This window comes from Bifidobacterium sp. SO1, from assembly GCF_018555335.1.
Lineage (GTDB): Bacteria > Actinomycetota > Actinomycetes > Actinomycetales > Bifidobacteriaceae > Bifidobacterium > Bifidobacterium simiiventris.
This window is the reverse complement of record NZ_JAFEJR010000015.1, coordinates 1-21,459: the sequence shown is the minus strand read 5'-3', so window position 1 is coordinate 21,459 and position 21,459 is coordinate 1. Positions and strand designations below refer to the sequence as shown.

18 protein-coding genes and 1 pseudogene are annotated in these 21,459 nt (G+C 62.9%); 5 read left to right on the top strand and 14 right to left on the bottom strand.

Annotation, left to right across the window (positions count from 1 at the left end; all coding sequences use genetic code 11):
• The first annotated feature begins 41 nt into the window (after window positions 1-41).
• A complete protein-coding gene (locus JS541_RS11110; RefSeq protein ID WP_214374574.1) occupies window positions 42-1,223 on the top strand; it encodes an MFS transporter in 1,182 nt (393 codons plus the stop codon).
• On the opposite strand, the gene JS541_RS11105 is transcribed toward JS541_RS11110, so the two are convergent.
• From JS541_RS11105 to JS541_RS11090, 4 genes are all read right to left on the bottom strand, one after another.
• On the bottom strand, window positions 1,180-1,992 hold the full coding sequence (locus tag JS541_RS11105) for a methyltransferase domain-containing protein (RefSeq protein WP_214374617.1): 813 nt from the start codon (window positions 1,990-1,992) through the stop codon (window positions 1,180-1,182). The two genes, JS541_RS11110 and JS541_RS11105, sit on opposite strands and share 44 nt — an antisense overlap.
• 195 nt (window positions 1,993-2,187) lie before the next feature.
• Window positions 2,188-2,544, bottom strand: coding sequence for a cupin domain-containing protein (locus JS541_RS11100; protein WP_346428312.1), 357 nt, complete (start codon window positions 2,542-2,544; stop codon window positions 2,188-2,190).
• Window positions 2,545-2,690: 146 nt separating this feature from the next.
• Window positions 2,691-3,527 carry a class I SAM-dependent methyltransferase gene (locus JS541_RS11095; RefSeq protein WP_214374572.1) on the bottom strand — a complete coding sequence of 279 codons (837 nt, stop codon included), beginning with the start codon at window positions 3,525-3,527 and terminating at the stop codon, window positions 2,691-2,693.
• A gap of 81 nt (window positions 3,528-3,608) precedes the next feature.
• Window positions 3,609-4,517: an SDR family NAD(P)-dependent oxidoreductase gene (locus JS541_RS11090; RefSeq protein ID WP_214374571.1), complete on the bottom strand. Its 909-nt coding sequence runs from the start codon at window positions 4,515-4,517 to the stop codon at window positions 3,609-3,611.
• A 120-nt stretch (window positions 4,518-4,637) separates the two neighbouring features.
• Here JS541_RS11090 and JS541_RS11085 point away from each other — a divergent pair, with 120 nt between their 5' ends.
• Window positions 4,638-5,318 carry a TetR/AcrR family transcriptional regulator gene (locus JS541_RS11085; RefSeq protein WP_214374570.1) on the top strand — a complete coding sequence of 227 codons (681 nt, stop codon included), beginning with the start codon at window positions 4,638-4,640 and terminating at the stop codon, window positions 5,316-5,318.
• 123 nt (window positions 5,319-5,441) lie between these two features.
• Here JS541_RS11085 and JS541_RS11080 read toward each other — a convergent pair whose 3' ends face one another.
• A complete protein-coding gene (locus JS541_RS11080) occupies window positions 5,442-5,870 on the bottom strand; it encodes a phage holin family protein (RefSeq protein WP_214374569.1) in 429 nt (142 codons plus the stop codon).
• Between the two features lie 134 nt (window positions 5,871-6,004).
• The gene (locus tag JS541_RS11075; protein ID WP_214374568.1) at window positions 6,005-7,303 is read right to left on the bottom strand and encodes an NADH:flavin oxidoreductase/NADH oxidase family protein; all 1,299 of its coding nucleotides are present in this window, start codon (window positions 7,301-7,303) and stop codon (window positions 6,005-6,007) included.
• 143 nt (window positions 7,304-7,446) lie between these two features.
• Here JS541_RS11075 and JS541_RS11070 point away from each other — a divergent pair, with 143 nt between their 5' ends.
• Window positions 7,447-8,019 carry a TetR/AcrR family transcriptional regulator gene (locus JS541_RS11070; protein WP_214374567.1) on the top strand — a complete coding sequence of 191 codons (573 nt, stop codon included), beginning with the start codon at window positions 7,447-7,449 and terminating at the stop codon, window positions 8,017-8,019.
• Window positions 8,020-8,032: 13 nt separating this feature from the next.
• On the opposite strand, the pseudogene JS541_RS11065 reads toward JS541_RS11070, so the two are convergent.
• Window positions 8,033-8,476, bottom strand: a pseudogene (locus JS541_RS11065) (NUDIX domain-containing protein); the annotation flags it as partial.
• A 252-nt stretch (window positions 8,477-8,728) separates the two neighbouring features.
• Window positions 8,729-9,355, bottom strand: coding sequence for a sugar O-acetyltransferase (locus JS541_RS11060; RefSeq protein ID WP_214374565.1), 627 nt, complete (start codon window positions 9,353-9,355; stop codon window positions 8,729-8,731).
• Here JS541_RS11060 and JS541_RS11055 point away from each other — a divergent pair.
• On the top strand, window positions 9,318-10,538 hold the full coding sequence (locus JS541_RS11055; protein ID WP_214374564.1) for a helix-turn-helix domain-containing protein: 1,221 nt from the start codon (window positions 9,318-9,320) through the stop codon (window positions 10,536-10,538). The two genes, JS541_RS11060 and JS541_RS11055, sit on opposite strands and share 38 nt — an antisense overlap.
• Window positions 10,539-10,615: 77 nt before the next feature.
• Here the strand turns inward: JS541_RS11055 and JS541_RS11050 are convergent, their stop codons facing one another.
• The 4 genes from JS541_RS11050 to JS541_RS11035 form a co-directional block, all read right to left on the bottom strand.
• Entirely contained in the window at window positions 10,616-12,037 is a 1,422-nt protein-coding gene (locus JS541_RS11050; protein ID WP_214374563.1) for a DHA2 family efflux MFS transporter permease subunit, read from the bottom strand.
• A 56-nt stretch (window positions 12,038-12,093) separates the two neighbouring features.
• Entirely contained in the window at window positions 12,094-12,537 is a 444-nt protein-coding gene (locus tag JS541_RS11045; protein ID WP_240539341.1) for a MarR family winged helix-turn-helix transcriptional regulator, read from the bottom strand.
• 294 nt (window positions 12,538-12,831) lie between these two features.
• Entirely contained in the window at window positions 12,832-16,266 is a 3,435-nt protein-coding gene (locus tag JS541_RS11040; RefSeq protein ID WP_240539340.1) for an FtsX-like permease family protein, read from the bottom strand.
• A gap of 2 nt (window positions 16,267-16,268) precedes the next feature.
• Window positions 16,269-16,970: an ABC transporter ATP-binding protein gene (locus JS541_RS11035; protein ID WP_214374562.1), complete on the bottom strand. Its 702-nt coding sequence runs from the start codon at window positions 16,968-16,970 to the stop codon at window positions 16,269-16,271.
• Between the two features lie 315 nt (window positions 16,971-17,285).
• On the opposite strand from JS541_RS11035, the gene JS541_RS11030 reads away from it, so the two are divergent.
• Window positions 17,286-17,927: a TetR/AcrR family transcriptional regulator gene (locus tag JS541_RS11030; RefSeq protein ID WP_214374561.1), complete on the top strand. Its 642-nt coding sequence runs from the start codon at window positions 17,286-17,288 to the stop codon at window positions 17,925-17,927.
• Between the two features lie 4 nt (window positions 17,928-17,931).
• On the opposite strand, the gene hemW is transcribed toward JS541_RS11030, so the two are convergent.
• Entirely contained in the window at window positions 17,932-19,176 is a 1,245-nt protein-coding gene (gene hemW, locus JS541_RS11025; protein WP_214374560.1) for a radical SAM family heme chaperone HemW, read from the bottom strand.
• A 180-nt stretch (window positions 19,177-19,356) separates the two neighbouring features.
• Window positions 19,357-21,237 (bottom strand): translation elongation factor 4, encoded by a 1,881-nt coding sequence (lepA, locus tag JS541_RS11020; RefSeq protein WP_214374614.1) that lies wholly within the window; start codon window positions 21,235-21,237, stop codon window positions 19,357-19,359.
• Between the last annotated feature and the right edge of the window lie 222 nt (window positions 21,238-21,459).

Here is a 21,459-nt window from a genome sequence, read left to right as displayed (position 1 = left end):
GGAGACAGCGCATAACCGAACGTGCGAACGAACGCGGATTCATGACCGTCGACATCGCGCTCATCATGGCCGCGGCATTCTTCTACATGGCCGGCACCATGATGGGCACCACATTGATCGTCGGATACTCGCACTCTCTGGGTGCGAGCGCAACGCTGGCGGGCACGATAGCCGGCACGATGAACATCGTCTCGCTGCTGTGCCGGCCGTGGGCGGGGCGACTCAGCGACCACGCCCCGCTGCGCCGGTTCGCGATGGTCGCGATCATGCTGCTGATCGTCGCCAACGCCGGCTACGCGGCCTCGCCCGATGCGACGTCGATTCTGGCGGCCCGCATCGTCAACGGCGTCGGTTTCTCCGGCCTGTCCGTATGCCTTGCGGCCTGGCTGACCGCATTGATTCCGTTGGACCATATCGGCAAGGGCATGGGGTACTACGGCATGGTCAACGCTCTGGCCATGGCGCTCGGTCCCGCCGCCGGCATCCGCCTGCGTTCGGAGTTCGGATATCATGTGACGTTCGCGGTCGTCGCGGCGGCGATGATCGTCGCGCTTGTGCTGGTGTCGTTCGCGCGCGACGACACGGCGTGGCGCAACGCAGCAACGACATCGACGGCGGGGGCTGCGATGCCGCAGGCCGATACCGGTCTTCGGGGATTCGCCGAACGGACGATTTCGGTGCGCGTGATCCCGGTGGCGTTCGTGTTCATGCTGTTCGCCATTCCCTACTGCGCCACGCAGTCGTACATCGTCACCTATGTGGAGGCACGGCGGCTGCCGGTGGACGTCGGCCTGTTCTTCCCGCTGTATGCGGTCGCGTTGCTGGTGTTGCGCGTGGCCATGCGCAACCTGTTCGACCGGCGTTCGTTCCGGTGGTTCCTATGGTTGTGCGCGGCGTGCATGATGGTTTCGCTCGGTGCGCTCACGGTCATGCGCGGCAACGGGGTCATGCTGGTCGCCGCCGTGTTCATGGCGGCGTCCTACGGCATCATGAGTTCGGTCAGCCAGTCCGCCGCCGTGCGTCTGGCCGGGGCCGGTCATGGCGGGCGCGGCAACGGCACGTACTACATCGGGCTGGATCTGGGCATGGCGTTGGGGCCGATCATCGGCGGCGTCCTGTATGAGCGGGTCGATCCGGCGTGGTTCTATCCGATGCTGATGATCGCCATGCCGGCGGCGGTCATCGTGTATCTTGTTGCGGGGCGTGCCCGCGGACGGCGGTGAAGAAGAACCTCGGGAACGGGAAGATGATGCTGCCGTCCGACTGCGTCGGGTAGGCGTCGCGGACCCGGTCGAACACCGCGGTCTCGAATGCCGCCCGTTCGCCGTCGTCCGCAAGCACCTGCAGGTACGGGCGCAGCCCGGTGCCTCGATACCAGTCCATGATGGCTTCGTGCGAGGGCAGCGTGTGCAGGTACGTGATCTTCCAGATGCGGAAGGACACGGCGTTCGCGTGCAGCAGCTCCCAGTATTCGGGTGGCGTGAGGTTGTAGAACTCGCGGCTCTGCGGCAGCCGGTCCGCGTATGCCGGCGAGTGCACGAGGTCCGCGATGATGCGGTGGATCGGCTCCTCGTAGTTCATCGGCGTCTGCACGGCCAGCGTACCGCCTTCGCGCAGGAGGCCGAGCATCGCGGGAATGAGATGTTCATGGTCGGGCACCCATTGGATGCATGCGTTGGAGAACACCACGTCGAAGTCGTGCGGCAGCGCGGCCAGTTCGTCCGGCTTCGACACGTCGCACAATGCGAAGTCGATGTCCGGATGGGCGGCGCGCGCCGCGTCGATCATGTCCGGCGAATTGTCGACGCCGAGGATCGTCGCGTGCGGATAGCGTTCGCGCAGTACGGCGGTGCTGTTGCCCGGCCCGCAGCCGATGTCGAGCACGCGCGCGACCGTCCCGTCGTCCGGCGGCAGTTGCGCGGCGAGATCGCGCGACGGCTGCGTGCGTTCCGTCTTGAATCGCAGATACTGTTCGGAATCCCATACGACCATGCGATTCACGCTAGTCCCGCGCCTGCCGCGCGTCCATAATGCCGTCCGCATGTCGGTCATCGATCGTCGAACCACTCCACGTCACGCTCCGAAAAGTTATTGCTACACGTTGCGGAACGGATCGATCCGATCGGATGATCACCGACGGCAATCGTTGTCCCGTCTGGCGCAACGACGATTCCGCCAGGCGGACATTCAGTGTCGCATCATGATGAGCATCATCTTGGACGCTTCCACGGCGTAGACCGCATGCGGCAGCCGGGTCGGGAAATGCAGGATGCCGCCCGGCACGAGGTCCACGGTCTTGCCGCCGCCGGTGACCTTGAGATGGCCTTCGAGGCATTGCACGAGCACCGGCATGGCGGCGGTGTGCTCGCTCAATTCCTGCCCCTTGTCGAAGGAGAAGAGCACCACGTTGGCGCCCTCCACCTGCATCACGGTGCGCGAGACAGTCGCTTCGGGCTGCACTTCGACCAGCGGTTTCAGATCGTTGATGAACTCCATCACTTGGGACTGCTGCGTTTCGTTCTCATTGTTCGTCTGTTCGCTCATCATCGAACTCCTTCATGCTCGTTGTCTGCCTGCCGGTGCCGGCTCCGCGAAAAAGCCGGCACCGGCACGGTCATACGGTCAATCTTCGTGAGGCGACCGACCCGTCGCCTCACGCATCCTTCCAGCGTATCCTGTCGCGCGGAACGCTATCGTCGGCGCGCCACGAACGCGACGCCGGTCAGCTTGTCGCCGTACGTGTTGAACACGCGACGCATCTGCATGACGCGCGCCCGCAGATCACGATGGGTCAGCACGTTGCGCATGATGCGCAGCACTCCGACCACGCCCTCGTCCGCCAGATTGCGGCGCATCTTCAGCAACGCCATCGGCTCGCCGCCGCTCCACAGCACGTCGAATCCGGCGGATTCGAGCAGTGCGCGCCATTCGGACTCGGTCAACGGTCGGGCGTTGACCTTGATGGCCCGGGCGAGATCCTTGCGGATCGCGTCCTTGACGGATTCGTCGAGATCGTCCGGCGCGAGGCTCATTTCATGGATCGCGTACAGTCCGCCCGGGGAGAGCAGACGATGCGCCTCCCCGATGATCGCCCGCTTGCCGCGTTCGGACTGCATGGTGAGCATCGCCTCGCCGACCACCACGTCCGCGGACGCGTCGGGCAATCCGGTCTGCGCGGCGTCGGCCAGCACGCAGGTGCCGTTCACCGATGCGGCCAGCGGCTTGATGATGTCCACCACCTGCGCATCCCGGTCGACGCCGGTGTATGCCGACGGTCCGGCTTCCATGATCAGCCGCGTGGTGCGGCCCAGTCCCGGCGCGAATTCCACCACACGACGGCCGGCGATCGTCACTTGCGCGAGCATGCGCTTGGTGAGCCGTTCGCCGCCCGGCCTGAGCACGCGTTTGCCAAGCTGGGCCAGCACCCAGTGTCCCTGCATGTGTTCCGCATCGCGATCGGCTTGCGGAAGATTTGCGGACGGAATATCCGCGCCCGCGGCGCGTTCGGTCTTCGTATGTTCACTCATTCGTCCCAGCTTACGGGATCGATCCGTCGCACAACAGACTGGTGTCCCGCGCCAAATTGTGATATGCGGCGCCCCACCGGCTCACTGCGCGACGTCGGTCAGGTACGGCGCGCAGACTTGTGCGCAGTAGTCCCAGATGCGGCGTTCTCCGTCCGGCGATATCCACTTGGCGTCGATGCGCTTGCGCCGCATGTTGCCCCAGAATTCGCCGCTGACGCCTTCGACGGCCGGCGACGAAGCCATGAGCACGCTCGTGCGCGCGCCGTGCCGGGCGGTGCGGATGAACGGCAGCCATAGGATGATCAGCGGCAGCATCCACGGCGACTTGCGGAGCGATTCGCGTTGCAGCGCGGTCGCGGCCGAGCCGGGTTCGACCGTGTTCACGGTGACGTTGCGCACGCCATCCGCCTTGAGTCGCGCATCAAACTGCCGCATGAGCCACCAGACGTACAGTTTGGAGAATCCGTAGGCCCGTGCCATTGAATAGTGACGTTCCAGCTCGATGTCAGCGAGGATCGGCCGGCCGGCCTGACGGTAGGATTCGCTGGCGACGGTGACGATGCGCGCGGACGGGCTGCGTCGGAGCTTCGGCAACAGCAGGTTGGTCAGCAGGAACGGCGCGAGCGTGTTGATGGCGAATGTCTTCTCGTGGCCTTCGGCGGTGACCTCGCGGGTGGAGCCGAACTGTCCGCCGGCGTTGTTGACGAGCACGTCGAGCCGGTCGTAGGTCGCGTTGATGTCGGCGGCGAATCGTGCGACTTCGCTCATCAGCGACAGGTCGGCGACATGGGCGTGCACGTCGCGGTTGCCGGTGCGTTCGATGATCCAGTCGCGCGCTTCCTGTGTTTTGCGCGGGTTACGGCCGTGCATGATGATCGTGTGGCCTTGTGCGGCGAGCGCGAGCGCGGTCTGTTTGCCGATGCCGCTGGAGGCGCCGGTGATGAGGATGGTTTTCTTGGGATGGGTTGCGTTGGATGATTCGCGGTGCATTGTTGTCGGATGCCTTCCGGTTATGATGGTACAAGTGTGACATCAACGACGGTAATCGGCGACTGGCGGCCGGCGCAAGTCACTCGGGTACGGCGATGACAGAACGGGAGGAAGTGTGACATGACATACGACGACCAGTCCGGCGATCGGACGCTCCCCGATGATCAGGCCATTGGCGATCGACCCGAAAACCGCCGCTCCGCCAACGATCAAGCCAGCGACCGCCGGCTCGCCACACTGCATCGCAACAACGAGGAGTCGAACGCATTCGTTCGCGACTGTATCGAGGGCGCGCTCATCCAGCTCATGGAAACGAAGCCGTTCGAATCGATCACCGTCACCGACATCGCACGTCGCGCCGGCGTCTCCCGCAACGCCTACTACCGCAACTACGCGTCGAAGGAGGCGATTCTCGACGGGTTCCTCGCCACCATCTTCGAGGAGATCAACCGCAGCCTCGTGCAATACGATCCGATGACGGACACCCGCGAGGCGTGGCTGGCCCTGCTGGCCGGCGTCCGGCGCATCGCCCCGCAATACCGGCTGATCCTGCAGGCCGGCCAGTCGGATCGTATCCGCGAGCGCATGCGTGCGAGCATGAACCGCAGCGTCGACCGCCATAAGATCGGCCCGCGTTATGCCGCGGCCTTTTGGGCGGGCGCGATCTGCGAGACGGTCGACCAGTGGGTGCTGGCCGGCATGGACGCGCCCGACGAGGAACTGGCCGACGTCATGACCGATCTCATGCTGCACGGCGTCGCCACCGCCGGCCGATATCATACTGGCTGTCAGGCCGGCTGAATCAGCACACCTACGACATCATGCGCACACACGAATAACACACAGTCCGATCCGCCCCCGCCGGCAAACGAATCACAGCTCGGATCCGCCTTCCCCCTATTCTGATTGCGGCAAGGTCACTATTCAGGTGAGCGCGACCACGAGGATGGAAGCAATGCACAGCACGGCGGCGACAACAACCATGCCGATCCATACGGGCGTCCGGTTTCGGTCGGAGAACAGACTGCATGCGGCGATCGCATCCAACGAGAGACCGACCACTCCGAACACGCTCACTTTGTCCCATAACGGCATCAGGGCGAACACCGCGGCCATGACGGCGAGCACGAGCCCCGCCACGGCGAAGCTGCGTGAAACTTCGTTCGGCTTCTGCCTCTGCGGATCGACCGGTGGAATATACGGCGACATCGTGGGCGGATAATCATACGGCTGACCGGACGCGGGTTCGACCGACGGTTGCCGGCACTGCGCCTGCCGCTGATATTGCGGCGGCAACGAAGCCTGTGGCTGGCGGGACGGCTGGGATGACGGCGGGTATGGGTTCGGATTCATCGCGAACTCCTTCCAATTCGGCATGCGTACGCCATTGCGTTTCCATTATCTCGCCGATTCGACGTCATCACCATACTTGCCAACGCTGAATTTGCGGGGACGAGTCCGCAATAACCCAGAACACGGGAGGGCGATCACCGCCGGCCTTTGCGGCGGCGCGGGGCGAGAGCGGAAGGACCGTGCTGTTTGACGGCGAACAGGAGCGCACGCATGCCGCCGATATGCGGGCCAGGGCGGCGTCCGCGCGCGATGCGGTGCATCTGCAGTTCGAACCAGCTGATGACGAGAATGCCGCCGAACGCCTTGTCGAGCGGCTTGATGCCGGCCGTGATGCGAGGCAGGTCTACAGAGCCTTGCCAGCCGTCACAGATGATGCGGTTCGGCAGGTCGGGCACGAGTGCGAGCGGCCGCGCGATGCCGATCATCTGCGCGATGCCCTCATCCAGCGCACGGTTCATGTCGGTGGCGTTGCGGAAGCCGCCGGTCAGGGCGACCGGCACGCTCAGTTCGCCTTTGACGCGACGCGCGAAGTCGGTGAAGTAGACGCCGCGACGGCGGTCCTCGGCCGCGCCGTCATTGGTTTGGATGACCGGTTTCGCATAGGTGCCGCCGGAGATGTCGATGAGGTCGACGCCGCGCGCCTCGAGCTGTTTCATGACCCAGATGGATTCCTCCTCGTTGAAGCCGCCCGGAGCGTCGTCGTGATCGCCGACTTTGACAGCGATCGGCACGTCGGACGAGTTGAGCTTCACCGCAATCGGGAATTCCGGCCCGACCGCTTTGCGCACCGCGTCGAACACATCGAACAGGAAGCGGGCGCGGTTGGCGAGACTGCCGCCGTATTCGTCGGCACGCCGGTTGTCGAGCGGCGACAAAAACTGGTTGACGAGATAGCCGTGGGCCGCATGGATCTCCACGCCAGTGAAGCCGGCCTTCTTCGCGATGCGCGCAGTGTTGGCGAACCGGCGGATGATGTCGCGGATCTGCTCATGGGTCAGTTCGGTCGGCTCGGCGAAGAACTTGCCGTACTCGCCGTCGACCTTGCCGGCGCTCGGCGCGAGCGGGTGCGGATTGATGGTGATAGGCGACTGACGGCCGGGATGGTTGATCTGCATCCAGCAGCGCGCGCCGTTCTCAGTGCCGGCGGCGGCCCAGCGGCGCAGCATCGCAAGGTCGCGTTCGTCCTCGACGGCGACGTTGCCGGGCTCCCCCAGCTGCGTGCGGTCGACCATCACGTTGCCGGTGACGAGTACGCCCGCACCGCCTTGCGCCCATGCGCGGTAGAGGCGCACGTGCGCTTCGGTCGGCGCGCAGTCGCGTCCGGCGAGCGCCTCGTTCATCGCGGATTTGTAGAACCGGTTCTTCACCGTCACGCCGCAGGGCAGGGTCAGCGGTTCGGCTATCGGCGTGTTCACGGTGTCTGTCATCATCATCACCTTTTCATTAGTCCAGTTTTTTACAACTGTCCAAACAGTAACACAAAGTTGGACAACTGTAAAATTATGGACGATAGGCTATGATGCGGAAACGGACGCAAGTACGAGAACCACGAACAGACGCCGAAGGAGAGCGGACCATGAAGAAAGACCTCAACGGCAAGATCACACGCGGCACGCAACGCACACTCGACGCGTTCTTCGACGCGATGACGGCACTGCTGCAGACCAAGCCGTTCGCCGACATCAGCGTCAACGAACTGTGCGAGCGCGCCGGTTATCCGCGCGCCACGTTCTACAACTACTTCGAGGATCGCGACGACCTGCTCACCTACTGTTGGATCGCACTGTCCCAACGGGCGGATTCCGCGGATCTCGCATCGGTCGAATCGTCACGCCGAGTGGACGTCGCACTCGACGCGATGGCCGATCTGCTGGAGTCGAACACCGCCATGCTGCACGCGGTGCTGGCGCACAATCCGCCCGACGGGCCGCTGTTCGCCAGTCTGCACCGGTTCATCGAACACAACGCCCGGCAGCTCATGCTCACCTGCGTCGACCGCGACCGCTTCGATCTGCCGGCCGACCTGATCGCCGACCATTACGCGAACACGCTGCTGCTCGTGCTCGACTGGGCGTACCTGCGCGGCCACACGCTCACCCGCGCGCAACTGCACGACTACGTGCACACGCTGCTTCGCGGAGTGGAATAGAGCAACTACTCACCTATTCGAACAGCGTCGTCCAGTCGGGGTCGCGGTGGGCGGCGAAACACATGGCGATCTGCTCCGCGGTGTTTCTTGTCGTGGAGAGCCGGGGAAGCCGATCTTCGTCGAAGTAACGGATCTCCGTCGTCTCGATATTCGATTCGAAGCACCCGCCGACACGCGTGCAGAGCACGAAGAACTTGATCACCCCATATGGGAATGACAGACCGTTGTGGTTAGCGCAATCCTGCACTGCGACGAGCCGGTCGGCGGTCACGTCAAGCCCGGTCTCCTCCTTGACTTCCTTGATCGCGTTGGAGCGTACGGATTGATTCTCATCGACCCAGCCACCGGGAAGCGACCATTCGCCGCTGTTTTCGTAAGTGAGCAGGATGCGTCCGTCAACGTCGAAGATCGCCGCCCTGGTGTCGAGTCTCGGCGTCGGATATCCGGCGCTGATCAGGCCGCGGCCGAGGATTTTCTGGTAGAACTGCGCCGGATAAATGCCGCGATACCGCGCATAGTCGTCTGACACACGTCCCCAATCAAAGGGAACACCGTTATCTATGCTCTCATCTGATATCATCCGGCCGCCTCCCGTGGATGACTTGCACCATCAGCAGATATACCAACTTCAAGCGCTCGAAGTCAATATCTCGGCAATGTAATAGGCACAGGCGCCCCACCCCCGGTGGCGAAGGACGCGGCCGACGGATCATTCGCCCCGCGTCTCGCGCACGAGTTCGTCGTCGGCGAAGGTCATGCCTGGGCGGTATTCGGTCATGTCGCGTTCGTCGATCTCACGCAATACGCGGCAGGGCACGCCGACCGCGACGACATGCGCGGGAATGTCGTGCGTGACGACGCTGCCCGCGCCGATCGTCGTGCCTTCGCCGATGGTCACACCGGGGCAGATCGTCACGTTCGCACCGATCCAGCAGTCGTCGCCGATCACGACCGGATCGGCGAACATGAACTCGCGCATGGCCGGGTTGATCGGATGGCTGACGGTCGCGATGTTCACCGACGGACCGAACATGACGCGCTCGCCGATGGTGATCCGACCGTCGTCGATGAACGAACAGTTGACGTTGACGTATGTTCCGGCACCGAGCGTGATGTTCGTGCCGTAGCAGAAGTAGAACGGCGGTTCGATCCATACATCCGAGGAGCATCCGAGAATCTCGCCGATCAACGCGGCGCGGCTTTCCATATCACCCGGGTCGAGTTCGTTGAACCGCTTCATGCGGCGTTTGGCCGCGAGACGATCCTCCGGCAATCCTTCGCAGTAGTCGGTGAACAGTTTGCCGGCGGCGATGCGCTGGCGCATGGTTTCCTTCACGATGGTTCCTTTTCCTCGGGGTCGGCCCGGCGTCGTGCGATCGGTCATGCAAGCGGCGACGAGCACGCATCATTGTCGTCTGCCAACCATTACACACGATGCATATGCCGCACAACACATGACTACTGGTAGAATTTACGTCAGTTTTTGCACTATTTACCGAGGACTTGAGAAAATGAACGACATTGGTCGCATATGCGTCGATCACGGCAACCGCAGCGCCTCGGTCGACGGCGGCACCGCCGGGCCAACCATCGTGCGCGCAAACGGTTCGGAACGGGTGCGCTACGACTATCCGTCGTTCTTCTCGTATGCACGGCGGGGACGGCTCTCCTCCTATCCACTCATGCGCGCGCAATGCCATTGGCATGACGATTGGGAGTTCCTCCTAGCCGAACACGGTCATCTAACGTATTTCGTGGATGGAGAGCACGTGCCGGTCCGTGAAGGTCAGGGAATTTTCGTCAACGCGCGGCGGTTGCATTATGGCTATTCGGACGACGGTTCCGATTGCGAATTCTTGTGCGTGCTGCTCAATCCCATGCGTGCAGGCGCGGCCAAGGACATACTGGAACGCTACATATTGCCGATCGGCATCGCATCGCGCCCACCGTACCTACTGCTCGACGGAGACGATGCCGACTCGGCCGCCATCCTGCATACGATGAACAGTATCGTCTCCGCGCGCGAAGCCGACGAGCCGACCGCACCGTTGACGGCGTTGAGCGGATTCTATGCGATCGCCCGACATCTGACACTGATGACGAACGACGTCGGAACGAACGCGGACGCGCAACGGAACGGCCGCGCGAACATGCCCCGCACGCGTGAAGGACGGCACCGCGCAGACAGGATCTCTTCGCTGACGGCAATGGTCGACTTCATCCAGGAGCACTTCGCATGTCAGTTGACGCTGGCCGAAATCGCGAGCGCCGGTTCGATCGGTCGCAGCAGTTGCGCATCGATATTCCGTGACTATCTCAATCAATCGCCCATCGAATATGTCACCGACGTGCGTATCCGTGCGGCCATCGATCTGCTGGCCGGAACCGAATTGCCGATCGCCGAGGTGGCCGCCCGCTGCGGCTTTCATTCCCCCGGCTTCTTTTCGCGCACGTTCCGCAATATCATCGGCGTGCCGCCGTTCGCCTACCGCAAGCAGCGGCGAGACCGCGCCGTTTAAGCACGAGCGGGATCGCACGACCGCATGCTCACGTATGGCAGCGGTCATGCGTGCGGCAATGCTCCGTCGGCGTCCCGTCAATTTGCATGACGATCCGCCATCTCGCCGCGCAGGAAGACGAGCGGGATGATGATCAGTGGGACCGCGCATGCGCCCATCGCCAGGAACGTCAGGTTCAGGCCACGCATGTCCGCTGCGGCCAAATCCATGCCGCCGGAATGCGCAGAGGCCGCCAGCGCGGTCATCATCCCGACGAATACGGCCTGGCCGATCGCGCCGGCGATAGTGCGTAACGCGGTGAGCAACGCGTTCGCGTCGGCGAGTCGCCCCTCGCCCGCGCAGCTGGTGCCCCAGGTCACGAGCGGCATCATCAGGCAGCCGATCGCAAGCGAACGCGCCACGTTGATCGCGCCCGCGACCCAGATCGATGCCGCCAACGGCAGCAGTCCCATGCACAGGTTGCTCACGGTCAGGCAGATTCCGCCGATGAGGAACAGCCGCCTCACGCCGAACCGGTCATACAGCCTGCCGGCCATCGGGCTGATGACCGCCATGGCGAGCGAGCCGGGCAGACCCACCAGGCCGGCCATCGATGCGGAACCGCCTTTGATGGTCTGCACGTAGAGCGGCAGCATGACCGACGAACCCATCATCGCGAAGTACAGCAGCATGCTGCCGATCACGCTCAACGCGAAGCCGCGGTTGCGCAATATGCGCACGTCGAGGAACGGGCGCTCGCGCTTGAGCTGCAGCATCACGAACCATACAGAGGCCGCGACGCCCAACACCAGCGGCAGCAGCACCGTCGTGCTCACGAACGGCATGGAGCCGATATTGCCGATGCCGAGCGTCACGCCGCCGAACGCGACGACGCTCACCGCGAAGGACAGCATGTCGAACGATCGCCGCGAGGTCTTCAGCACGTCGCAGAACACGAAGCATGCCGCGATCAGCGACACCGCCATCACCGCGATCACCAGGTAGAAGATCGACCGCCAGCCGAACGTGTCGACCATCAGGCCGGACAAGGTCGGCGCGATCACCGGCGTGACGCCGACGGCGAGACCGTACCAGCCCATGATCGTGCCGCGGTTGTCCGGATAGATGGTCATGAGCACGACCTGTGCCATCGACATGAGCAGTCCGTTGCCGCACGCCTGAATCACGCGTCCGATCATGATGACGGCGAACGGCACCGGCGCCACGCAGACCAGCGAACCGACGATGAACAACGCCGCGCCGGCGAGGTACAGCGGTTTGGTCGGGAACCGGGTGATGAGGAAGGCGGTCAGCGGCATGACGATGCCAATGGCGAGCGAGTAGCCGCTGGTGAGCCATTGGCCGGTTTGCATGTTGATGCCAAGGTCGGCGACGATGGGCGGCAGTGCCGTGGTGAGCGCCGTGGCCATGATGGTGGTGGCAATGCACGAGAGCATGATGTTGGCGAAGATGAGCGCACGGCGGCGATCGCTTAATGAAAGTTGTTCGGGATCTGACATGGTGTTGCTTCGCATGGTTGATGGTGTGTGATGACGACGTGTCCGAAGGAAGCGGACTAGCGCTCGCGACGGTCAAGCTCCTGATAATGGCATTTGATCGCGGTGAGGATCTCGCCGAATTGTTCACGCTGGTCTTCGTCGAGCGCCGCGAGCAGTTCGCCGGAGGCGCCGTTGCCGGCCGATCGCCGGCGCATTGCCTCGGCCTTGCCTTCCTCGGTGAGCGCGACCATGTACGTGCGCCCGTCCTCGGGATGCGGGGTGCGCGTGATCCAGCCGCGCATTCCCATCTTGCCGAGCAGTTCGCTCAACGACGCCGACCGGATGCCAAGGATCGCGGCGAGCCGGCGCTGACTGACCGGACCAAGACCGCTGAGCGTCAGCAGACAACGCGACTGCCCGCTGCCACGCGAGAGCGCGTCGTTGTGGCGCACCTCCCGCTGGTGGCTGATACGCGCCACGTCATGGAATAGCTCCACCAGTTCCCGTTCATCCATCGGCATGATTCGCGCCAGCCTTCCCGGAAATACAAAATTGCTAGGTACCTTGCAAATAATACAAGGTACCTAGCAAAATGCAAATCGGCGTCACCAACCACACGCCAACGAGTGCACGTCAATCGCGTTTAGCAACCCAACGTTTGCAGACCTCGCCGCACTGCCGATACGCAACGATGGCGGGCTATCGCACATCGGCCAGATCCGAATGCGAAACACGTCGCGGCGTCAGGGAGACTCAATCTTCCTGACGCCACGTCATGCTCGCAAACAGCACGACAGGTCTTCCGCCGCCGGCCTTTATTCCACTGATTTGAGGGCTGCGAGCATGTCCACGTTCTTGAGCTGCCGGTAGACGACCACGCCGAGCGCGGCCAGCACCGCGGCGACGAGCACGGCGGGCGCCACGAACGCGGACCAGCCGAGTGCCGGGTCGAACATGACCTCGTCCGGCGGTACCTCGTCGATGATGTACCGGTGCAGCCCGGCGCCGAACCCGTAGCCGGCGAGGATGCCGAGCACGGACAGCACGATGGTTTCGCGGTAGATGTACATGGTCGTCTCGTTCGAGTGGAAGCCGAGCACCTTGATGGTCGACAGTTCGCGGATGCGTTCGGACACGTTCAGGTTGGTGAGGTTGTACAGGATCACCACGGCAAGCATGCCGGCCACGAGCACAAGCACCTCCATGATCTGGTTCAGGGAGTCGACGATCGTGGTGGTTTGGTTCTTCATCGTGGTGTTCTGCACCACGCCGCGCACGCCGTCGTTCTTCATGAATCGCGCACCCTGCTTCTCGGCGTTCTCGATGGAGCTGTCCTTGAGCCGCACCAGATACGCGTTCGACTGGTAGTCTTCGCCGAACACGTGTTCGTAACCGCCGGACGTCATGACCATGAGATGCCCGATGTACATTTCGCTCACGCCGTCCACGCGCACGGAACGCTCGGTGCCGTCCTCTCCGGTGACGCGGATCGTGTCGCCGGTTTTCGCGTCGAGCATCGAGGCCATGCGTTCGGAGATGACCGCGCCGCGGTCGGTGAGGATCTGCGGTTGGTGGCTGACCCGCGAGCGCAGGGTCACGTAGCCGTTGAAGTTGTATGCGTCGTCGGTGACGAGCAGTGTGATCGACTGCTTGTCGCCCTGCTTGCCGGCGGTTTTGGTGAGTTCCTCGTAGCGGATCGGCATCGCCTCATCCACGGCCTTATCAGTCATGTCCTTGGCGACAGCGTCGCGCTGTTCGTCGTTGTTGTCGGATTTTTCGGCGACGATCATGTCGTAGTGGATCACCTCGTCGAACTGGCGTTCGCTGATCTGGTTGATCGACCCCTGCACGCCGAGTCCGGCGACGAGCAGCGATACGGCGCCCATCACGCCGAAGATCGTCATGAAGCCGCGCGTCTTGTAGCGCAACAGGTTGCGCGCGGTGACCTTGCGCGTGAAGCTGAGCCGGTTCCAGATGAAGCCGAGCCGTTCGAGGAAGATCTTCGACCCGTTCGCCGGCGGTTTGGGCAGCAGGAGCGCGGCCGGCTTGTCCCTGAGCTCGCGTGCGGCGGCGAGCATGGCCGGCACGACGGCGCTCGTCCAGGCGAGCAGGAACGCGGCCACGGTGACGGCCGGATGGAACCTCAGTTCGATGACCGGCATGGTGAACCCGTCGCTGTACGCGCGGTAGACGATAAGCGGCAGGATCGTGTGACCGGCCGCGACGCCGAGGATGGTACCGACGGTGGATGCGGCGAACCCGTAGACGACGAACTTCTTGAGGATGTCCGCGTTGCCGTAGCCGAGCGCCTTCAAGGTGCCGGAGTTGACGCGTTCCTCGTCGACCATGCGGCCCATCGTGGAGAACGTGACGAGCGCGGCAACGAAGTAGAGGAACACGGGGAAGATCATGGCGAGTTTGCCGACGATGTTCGCGATGATCTCGTACACGCGGTAGCCATTGGACGTGAGCCCTTCGCGTCGGCCGTCGATCGAATAGGCGGGCACTTCGAGCGTGTCGATCTTCTCGCGGGCGAGCGCGATGTCATGTTCAGCAGTCTTGATCTTCGCTTCGGCGGCGGGTTTCGCGTCGTTGAATTCCTGGAGTTTTTCGGCGTACTGGTCTTCGGCCTTTTCGATGTCGCGCTGGCCTTGGATGAGCTGCATGGCGCCGGACGAAATACTGCCGGCCGAAGCATTGCCGTCGCCCGACGTGCTGGCCGGTGCGGTGGAAATGGCCTGGCCGAGTTCGGTCTGCTTGTCGGCGAGCTGCCGGGACGCGTCGGCGAGCGCGACCGCGTTGTTGCGGTATTCCTCGCTGCCCTCCTTGAGCTGTCTCGCTCCGTCGTTCCATTGTTGAAGCGCGGTGTTGTAGGCGTTGAGCTGGGCGTTGTATTGCGAGACGGCGTCGTTGTAGGCGGCGAGCGCTTTGTCGTACTGCGCCTTGACGGTGTCGTACACGCTGCCGGTCAGGCCGCTGTTCGCCCAGCCGGCCAGTATCGTGCCGGTGTTGTCGAGGACGGGTTTGACCGATTCGAGGACAGTGCGCGCGGCGTCGAGCTGCGTTTTGGCTTGCGTGAGCTGTTGCCATGACGAGTCAAGCTGCGCCTGGCCTTGGGTGAGCTGTTGGGCGGCGGCCGCAAGCTGGGTCTGCCCGGAGGTGATCTGCGAGCCGGCCGCGGCGATCTGTGCAAGAGCACCGGACAGTTCGGCGGCTGCGGCGGAGCCTTGGTCGACGGCAGTGATCTCGCCTTGGGTCATCTGATCTTTGGCCGATTCGATCTGCGTTTTGGCGTCCGCGAGCTGCTGTTCGGCGTCGGCGAGCTGCTGTTTCGCGTCGTCGACCTTGGCTTGCGCCTTGTCGATCTGCTTGCGTCGGTCTTCGCGGATCGAGGCCTCACGTGCTTTGGGCTGGCCGGCGAGACGCTTGGTGAGTATGTTCTTGTGCGCCTGCACGCGGTCGCGGTATTCGCCGGTCCAATAGTCGACGTGCTGAGTGTTGTCGAAGGTGACGCGGCCGATCATCGTCACGTCCGAATCGAACGTATCCGGTACGACCACGCCGTAGCCGTCGAGTTCGCCGGTGCCGGCCGTGGATTGGCCCATGTTGAGGTTGGAGACGATTTCGCTGGCGTCGACGAAGCCGACCACGGTGTACTTGGTCTGCTTGAGGATGGTGTTGCCGGCGATGTCGGGCAGTTCGGTGACCTGCACGGTGCTGTCGATCGCATACCGGTCGCGTTCGGCCGAATCGAGCGCGATCTCGCCGGTTTTCTTCGGCAGTCGGCCTTCGATGACGCGGTATCCGGAGACGGTGTTCGGCTTGGAGTAGATGCGTAGGCTGTGGTTGCTGCCTTTGATGGTCACGTCCTTGAAGTAGCCGAATTCGGTCTGACGTACGCCCGCGGTGTCGCGAATGATCTTCTCATCGTCTTTGCTCAGTCCGTAGTCGCTGATGATGGTCACGTCGGCGAGATTGTGCTCACCGTAGAAGGTGGTGCCGGTCGCCTGCATATCAGGGCCTGTGACGAACAGGCCGACGAGTGCGAACGAGCCGAGCATCATGAGACTGACGATCGAGATGAACCGGCCCTTCGATTTGGCAAGGGTGACGCGGATGTCCTTCCACAGCATGTGCTTGCGGACGAGTCCGCCGTTGCCGCGCTGTTTGCGTGTGGAGATGCGGCGGTGCGCGGCGACGGTCGAGCACTGTGCATCGTCCGGTTCGATGAAGTCGGTGAGTTCGGTCATGGTTACCACTCCAGGTCCTTGATGTCCATCGGATGTTCGTTGACGTCGATTGATTTGACGCGCGCGTCGTGCATGTGGATGACGCGGTCGGCGATCGGCGCGATGGCCGAGTTATGGGTGACGATGACGACGGTCGCGCCCTTCTTACGGCTTTGATCCTGCAGGATCTGAAGCACCTGCTTGCCGGTGTTGTAGTCGAGCGCGCCGGTCGGCTCGTCGCACAGCAGGATCTTCGGGTTCTTGGCAACCGCTCGCGCGATGGCGACGCGCTGCTGTTCGCCGCCGGACAGCTGTGCCGGGAAGTTGTTGATGCGGTCCTTCAATCCGACGTCGATGAGCGTGCGCACCGGGTCCTGCGCATCTTTCACGATTTCGGAGGCGAGTTCGACGTTCTCCTTGGCGGTGAGGTTGGCGACGAGGTTGTAGAACTGGAATACGAAGCCGATGTCGTAACGGCGGTAGTCGGTGAGCTGGTGGGCGGTGTAGTTCGAGATGTCCTTGCCGTCGATGATGACCTGCCCTTCGCTGTTGGTGTCCATGCCGCCGAGGATGTTGAGCACGGTCGACTTGCCCGCGCCGGACGAGCCGAGAATGATCGCGAGCTCGCCTTTCTCGATGCCGAAGCTCACGTCGTTGTTGGCGGTGATGGTCGTGTCTCCCATGTGGTAGCGCTTGAAGCTGTGCACCATCTCGATATAGGCCATGGCTTATGTTCCTTTCACCCTTACCTTGGCTCCCCTTGCTAGGAGAGCTGTCGGCGTAGCCGACTGAGGGGTAGTCATACGTTTTGCGCAGTCATTCATCAGCATCTTGTTTGAACAACATGTTGATTTAACTGCCGCAATGGTAAGAACAGCCGTAAACCCAAGTCAATCAACGATTTTCACCGATCTGTTCAGATTAAACAGATCGAAAAATATTGTTGATTCAGTCACTAAACAGACAACGTGTTGATAGAATATCGGTCAGCATCATCCCGCATCGGATCATCCGGACACATCAGTCAAGGAGAGTTCATCATGGCAATCGCAACGACGGACGCAACCGCCACACCAACCAAACGCAACACGAAAACCGAGGCCAAAATCAAGGCCGCGTTCACCACGCTCGTCAAGACCAAGGGCTTCGACGCGATGACCGTCAGCGACATCGCGCGTACGGCCGGCATCAACCGCGGCACGTTCTACATGCATTACGTCGACAAGTTCGACCTGCGCCGTCAGCTCATCGACGACACCATCGACGATCTGACCGAGATCCTCATCGCCAACGCCGAAACGGACACGCAGATCACGACTCGCACCGGCAAGGCGATCTGCGACGCGTTCCAGACCCGCGCCATCGCCGAGGCGCTGCGCTACATCAAGGCCGATTTCGCGTTTTTCGACGCGGTGTCTCGGTCCGGCAACGACTTCCAGCTGTACGACCGGGTCAAGGCCGTGCTCAAGAGACTCATCGTCGCGCAGGCCAAACGATTCGGCGCGCAGCCGCAGCCGTCATATAACGGTATCCCCGCCGACTACGCGATGGAGATCCTCGTCTCGGCCGTCGCCTCGATCATCTGGCTATGGCTGCGCCGCGGCTGCAAGGAGTCACCGGACGAGATATGCCTGATCATCGAAAAGAACAAGACCACCGCGCCGATCGACGTGCTGTGGTGACCGGTCAGATGCCGGCAAGGTCGAAGAAGCGTTCGATAACGGCGTCGTTGAGCAGACGGCCTTTGCGGGTGGGGATGACGCGGTCGGTCGCGGAGTCGATGATGATGAGGCCGTCGTTGACCATCGGACGAAGTTCGGCCGGGTCGATATGCCGGAACGGCGCGGTTTCGCCGTTGGATTCGGATGCGGCGACGGCCCGGTTGATGAGGTTCAGGTCGAGTCCTTCGCGCAGTCGCAGACCGAGCATGATGAGTTCCTCGAGGTTTTCGCCCGGTGTGATGGTTTCGCTGCCGTCCCACGGGATGCGATGTTCGTTGATGGCGGTGCCCCATAAGCGCGGGTGGGCGATGTCCCAGCTGCGCAGGCCGTGCGCGGTAGCGTCACTGTCCGCATTACCGTTGCCGGTTGCACGGTTGTAGTGCGAGTGCGCGCCCGGCCCAAGTCCGGCCCAGTCGACATTGCGCCAGTAGCCGAGATTGTGCCGGCTCTCGTAGCCGGGTCTCGCCCAGTTGGACACCTCATACCATTCGAGGCCGGCGGCTGTGAGCATATCGTCGGCGATCTCGTATTTCGCCGCCTCATCGTCGTCATCCGGCTTAGGCAAGGTGCCGGCGGCGATCTGACGGCCCATTTTCGTGGTCGGTTCGACGGTGAGCGCGTACGCGGAAATATGGTTCACGCCGAGGTCGATGGCCGTGCACACGGAGGTGCGCCAGTCATCCAAGCTCTCCCCCGGAGCTCCGTAGATCAGATCGACGCTGGATCGCAGACCGACCCTGTTCGCCGCTTCGACGCCGGCGGCCACGTTCGCGGGCGTGTGCGTGCGGTCGAGTGTGCGCAGTACGTGCGGCACGGCGGACTGCATGCCGAAGGAGATGCGCGTGAAGCCGCCTTCAGCGAGACGGTTGATGTAATACTCGTTGACAGTGTCCGGATTGGCTTCGGTCGTAATCTCCGCACCCGGCGCGATGCCCCACGTCTTACGGATCGCGTCCAGCATGGCCACGAGGTCGTCCGCGGAGAGGATCGTGGGCGTGCCGCCGCCGAAGAACACGGTGTCGGCCGCCGGCTCCTCGATACCGTGGTCGAGCTGCCACCGCCTGGTCAGCTCCATCTCGCGGACGACCATATTCGCATAGTTGCCGCGCGAGGCTCCCGCGCCGAGATCGACCGCAGTGTATGTGTTGAAATCGCAGTACCCACAGCGACGGAGACAAAACGGAACGTGGATATAGATTTCGTAGGTCATCCTGCAGAACTCTCCTCGGTCACCCAAACGGATCTCCGTGGAACGGAGAGCCAACCTACTTGGAACAATCAGACACGAACGTTGAAGAGCAGTCAGCGGCTTCTGCACGTCAGCCCTCGACGCTCCCCCAGTCAGCTGCGCTGACAGCCCCCTCAGCCGAGGGGGCCAAGAAAAGGATAATCAGCCTTCCGTCTTCTGGGCGGCGCGGATCTTGTCCTTGGTGTCGCGGTCGTTGCCGCCGTCGCCGGTGGACAGCGCGGCGATGAACGCCTCCTGCGGCACCTCGACATGGCCGAGCATCTTCATGCGCTTCTTGCCGGCCTTCTGCTTTTCAAGCAGCTTGCGCTTGCGGGAGATGTCGCCGCCGTAGCACTTGGCGAGCACGTCCTTGCGCAGTGCACGGATGTTCTCGCGTGCGATGATGCGCGAGCCGATCGCCGCCTGGATCGGGATCTCGAACTGCTGGCGCGGGATCAGTTCGCGCAGCTTCTTCGTCATCATCACGCCGTAGCTGTACGCCTTGTCGCGGTGCACGATCGCGCTGAACGCATCGACCTTCTCGCCCTGGATGAGAATATCGACCTTGACCAGGTCGGCGGCCTGCTCGCCGTCCTCATGGTAGTCAAGCGACGCATAACCCTTGGTGCGCGACTTCAGCTGGTCGAAGAAGTCGAACACGATCTCCGCGAGCGGGATGCGGTAGTGCATCTCCACACGGTCGGCGGAGATGTATTCCATCGTGCCCATGATGCCGCGGTGATCCTGACACAGATCCATGACCGCGCCGATGAACTCCTTCGGCGTGATGATGTCGGCGGCGACCATCGGCTCGACGATCTTCTTGATCTTGCCGTCCGGGAACTCGCTCGGATTGGTCACGTGGTGTTCGCTGCCGTCCTCGGCAGTCACATCGTACGGCACGTTCGGCGCGGTGGAGATCAGGTCGAGGCCGAACTCGCGATCGAGTCGCTCGGAGACGATCTCCATGTGCAGCAGGCCCAGGAAGCCGCAACGGAAGCCGAAGCCGAGCGCGACGGACGTCTCCGGCTCGTAGATGAGCGCGGCGTCATTGAGCTTGAGCTTGTCGAGCGCGTCGCGCAGTTCGGGGAACTGGGCGTTGTCGATCGGGAACAGGCCGGCGTAGACCATCGGCTGCGGGTCGCGGTAGCCGGGCAGCGGCTCGGTGGCGGGGCGCACGGCGGAGGTCAGCGTGTCGCCGACCTTCGACTGGCTCACGTCCTTCGCGCCGGTGATGATGTAGCCGACTTCGCCCGCGCCGAGCGCCTTGGTGGGCATCATGTCGGGGCTGATCACGCCGATCTCGATCGGGTCGTGGGTCATGCCGATGCCCATCATGTGCACCTTCTCGCGGGCGTGCAGTTCGCCGTCCTCCATACGGATGTAGGTGACGATGCCGCGGTACGAGTCGTACACGGAGTCGAAGATGAGCGCGCGGGCCGGGGCCTTCGGGTCGCCGTGCGGCGCGGGGATCTCCATGACGATGCGGTCGAGCAGTTCGGCCACGCCTTCGCCGGTCTTGCCGGACACGCGCAGCACGTCGCTCGGCTCGCAGCCGATCAGGCCGGCGATCTCCTCGGCGTGCTTGTCCGGTTCGGCGCTCGGCAGGTCGATCTTGTTGAGCACGGGGATGATGGTCAGGTCGTGGTCGATGGCCATGTACAGGTTCGACAGGGTCTGCGCCTCGATGCCCTGCGTGGCGTCGACGAGCAGCACCGCGCCCTCGCATGCGGCGAGCGCGCGGGAGACCTCGTATGTGAAGTCGACGTGGCCGGGGGTGTCGATCATGCCGAGCGTGTATTCGGTGCCGTCGAACGTCCACGGCACGCGCACGGCCTGCGATTTGATGGTGATGCCGCGCTCCTGCTCGATGTCCATGCGGTCGAGGAAGCGGTCGCGCATCTCGCGTTCGGGCACGATGCCGCTCAGCTGGAGGATGCGGTCGGCCACGGTGGACTTGCCGTGGTCGATGTGCGCGATGATGCAGAAGTTGCGGATCAGCGACTGGTCGGTATATCCGGGCTTGTTCTTCGGTTCGATCACCTGATCCGTCTCCTTACGGTCGTCGTTCACGGTTGTATTCGCCAAATATTCTAGTCTACCGGTGCCTATCGGCATTTTCCCGGCGACACTCCTAGCACCGTGTTTGGTTGTTTGATGGGTTGAGTGGCGACGCTGACGCTCGCACCATGCGTGGTGTTGTTTGAAAACCTACGCGTGGGAGCGGACGTGGCGTGTTAGCGCGTGCCTCGTCGGATGGCTCGT

Bases quoted from the DNA above. Each gene is read 5' to 3' on its own strand.
- JS541_RS11110 (WP_214374574.1), top strand. From the start codon at position 42: ATGACCGTCGACATCGCGCTCATCATGGCCGCGGCATTCTTCTACATG.
- JS541_RS11105 (WP_214374617.1), bottom strand. From the start codon at position 1,992: ATGGTCGTATGGGATTCCGAACAGTATCTGCGATTCAAGACGGAACGC.
- JS541_RS11100 (WP_346428312.1), bottom strand. From the start codon at position 2,544: ATGAGCGAACAGACGAACAATGAGAACGAAACGCAGCAGTCCCAAGTG.
- JS541_RS11095 (WP_214374572.1), bottom strand. From the start codon at position 3,527: ATGAGTGAACATACGAAGACCGAACGCGCCGCGGGCGCGGATATTCCG.
- JS541_RS11090 (WP_214374571.1), bottom strand. From the start codon at position 4,517: ATGCACCGCGAATCATCCAACGCAACCCATCCCAAGAAAACCATCCTC.
- JS541_RS11085 (WP_214374570.1), top strand. From the start codon at position 4,638: ATGACATACGACGACCAGTCCGGCGATCGGACGCTCCCCGATGATCAG.
- JS541_RS11080 (WP_214374569.1), bottom strand. From the start codon at position 5,870: ATGAATCCGAACCCATACCCGCCGTCATCCCAGCCGTCCCGCCAGCCA.
- JS541_RS11075 (WP_214374568.1), bottom strand. From the start codon at position 7,303: ATGATGATGACAGACACCGTGAACACGCCGATAGCCGAACCGCTGACC.
- JS541_RS11070 (WP_214374567.1), top strand. From the start codon at position 7,447: ATGAAGAAAGACCTCAACGGCAAGATCACACGCGGCACGCAACGCACA.
- JS541_RS11050 (WP_214374563.1), bottom strand. From the start codon at position 12,037: ATGTCAGATCCCGAACAACTTTCATTAAGCGATCGCCGCCGTGCGCTC.
- JS541_RS11045 (WP_240539341.1), bottom strand. From the start codon at position 12,537: ATGCCGATGGATGAACGGGAACTGGTGGAGCTATTCCATGACGTGGCG.
- JS541_RS11040 (WP_240539340.1), bottom strand. From the start codon at position 16,266: ATGACCGAACTCACCGACTTCATCGAACCGGACGATGCACAGTGCTCG.
- JS541_RS11035 (WP_214374562.1), bottom strand. From the start codon at position 16,970: ATGGCCTATATCGAGATGGTGCACAGCTTCAAGCGCTACCACATGGGA.
- JS541_RS11030 (WP_214374561.1), top strand. From the start codon at position 17,286: ATGGCAATCGCAACGACGGACGCAACCGCCACACCAACCAAACGCAAC.
- hemW (WP_214374560.1), bottom strand. From the start codon at position 19,176: ATGACCTACGAAATCTATATCCACGTTCCGTTTTGTCTCCGTCGCTGT.